Here is a 2,172-nt window from a genome sequence, read left to right as displayed (position 1 = left end):
ACCGGTGGATCAGGGCTCAGGCCGCGGCGGTGACCGGCGCGGCGGGAGCGGCAGACGTCGCGCTGGCCTCGTCCCGCTCCCGCAGGCTCAGGAACTGGTTCGTCTGCACGGCGACGAGCAGGCCCGCGCCGAGCATGTGCAGGCCCACGAGGACGACGGGCAGCCCCGTGAAGTACTGCACGTAGCCGATCAGCCCCTGCGCCAGCGTGACGGCGAGGAGGCGGAGCGCGGTGGTGCGCACGCGTCCGGCGACGACCCGGCGGGTCAGGACGACGAGCGCCACGACACCGGCGACGTAGGCCCACACCGACACGGCGTGCACGCGCGAGACCGCCGCCGGGTCGAGCGCGAGGCGGTAGGGGATGTCGGCGTCGCCGGAGTGGGGTCCGGCGCCCGTCGTGATGACGCCGAGGACGACCACCACCGCGGACAGCGGGACGAGGAGCCGGCTCACCTGACGGGTGCGGGCGTCCACGAGGGGACGGGGCGGCCCGTCGCCCTCGGCGTGCCGGACGAGCAGGGCCCGGGACGCCACGATGAGGAGCATCGACAGGACGAAGTGCGTCCCGACCCAGCCCGGGTGCAGCTCCAGCAGGACGGTCAGCCCGCCGACGACGGCCTGCACGAGGGTGCCCAGCAGGGGCACCAGCCCGAGCAGGCGGAAGGAGCGGCTGCGGTCCCGGCGCCGCACGATGGTCCAGGCGGTGAGCAGCGCCAGGATCCCGAGGACACCGGTGAGGGTGCGGTTGCCGAACTCGATGTAGGGGTGCCAGGACGTCGCCTCGTGGAACTGGGGGGCGAACTGCCCGGGCTCGCACTGCGGCCACGTGGAGCAGCCCAGCCCCGACCCGGTGAGCCGCACGGCTCCACCGGTCACGACGATGGCGACCTGCGCCACGAGGTTGGCCCACAGGATCCGGCGGGCCCACCGCGGCGACGGCGCGAGGCGGGAGGCCCGCGCGGACGTGGGGACGGGCCCGTCGGTGCGCGCAGTCGTGCTCACACGGCAACGGTAACGGCCCGGGTAGGGCGTGGTGGCCGTCCTGCTCAGCGCGGGTGCAGCCACGGGGCCCCGGAGGTGACGCACGTCACCCGGGACGACGGGGCTCGGGCGCGGTCCCGAGGACCGGCGGCCATCGGGACCGTCACGCCCAGCGGAACCAGCGTGCCGTCGCCGCCCCGAGCAGGACCGTCCACGCCGTCAGCACCACCAGGGGCGCGAGGGGCAGGGCCCCGCCGTCGAGCGCCGCCCGCAGGGCCTCGCCCAGCGCGCCGGACGGCAGGAAGGGGGCGAGCGCCGCCAGGGGCCGGGGCAGGAGCTCGGCCGGGAAGACGACGGCACCGCCCGCGAGCAGGAGCACCCACAGGAGGTTGGCGATCGCCAGCACCGCCTCCGCCCGCAGCGTCCCGGCGACGAGCAGCGCCAGGGCGGTGAAGGCCGCGGTGCCGAGCACGATCGCCAGCAGGGCACCGGGCACGCCGGAGGCCTCGGGGCGCCAGCCGAGCCCCACGGCGACGCCCACGAGCACGACCACCTGGAGGACCTCCACCGCCACGATCCCGAGGACCTTGCCCGCGAGCAGGCCCCCGCGCCCGAGGGGCGTCGTGGCGAGCAGCCGCAGCACGCCGTTGCGGCGGTCGAAGCCTGTCGCGATGGCCTGGGAGGTGAAGGCGGTCGACATGACGGCCAGCGCCAGGACGCCGGGCGCGACCAGGCCGATGCGGTCGGTCGTGCCCAGGTCGACGAAGGCCGTGCGCGTCAGGACGACGAGGAGCAGCACCGGCAGCACGAGGGTGATGACCAGCTGCTCGCCGTTGCGGAGCACCGTGCGCATCTCGAAGGCCGCCTGCGCCAGGACCCGACGCCTGACCGGCGCGGCCCGCTGGACGGTGCCCGCCGTCCCGGTGCGCTGGGCGGCGGAGGTCGCCGTCGGGCTCGAGGCCGGGTCGGTCGTCGTGTGTCCTGTCGTCGCAGGGTTCGTCATCGCGGGGTCGCTCACCGCAGGGTCCGTCCCGTCAGGTCGAGGAAGACGTCCTCCAGCGTGCGCCGGCCGGCGTCCATCGCGGTGATGAGGCGCCCGCGGGACGCGGCCCAGCCGGTGACGTGGTGCAGCAGCGCCGGGTCGAGGTCGCCGTGCACCTCCAGCCGGCCGTCCTCGCACGTCCCGACAT

2 protein-coding genes are annotated in these 2,172 nt (G+C 75.8%); both read right to left on the bottom strand.

Annotation, left to right across the window (positions count from 1 at the left end):
- Positions 1 to 16: 16 nt before the first annotated feature.
- Positions 17 to 1,003: a COX15/CtaA family protein gene (locus N866_RS17385; RefSeq protein ID WP_052023211.1), complete on the bottom strand. Its 987-nt coding sequence runs from the start codon at positions 1,001 to 1,003 to the stop codon at positions 17 to 19.
- A 142-nt stretch (positions 1,004 to 1,145) separates the two neighbouring features.
- On the bottom strand, positions 1,146 to 2,000 hold the full coding sequence (locus tag N866_RS17380) for an ABC transporter permease (protein ID WP_425393975.1): 855 nt from the start codon (positions 1,998 to 2,000) through the stop codon (positions 1,146 to 1,148).
- Positions 2,001 to 2,172: the final 172 nt, after the last annotated feature.

Origin of the sequence: Actinotalea ferrariae CF5-4, from assembly GCF_000603945.1 — a bacterium.
GTDB classification, from domain to species: domain Bacteria; phylum Actinomycetota; class Actinomycetes; order Actinomycetales; family Cellulomonadaceae; genus Actinotalea; species Actinotalea ferrariae.
The sequence above is the reverse complement of the archived record's forward strand: the minus strand, read 5'-3'. Positions and strand labels throughout refer to the sequence as shown.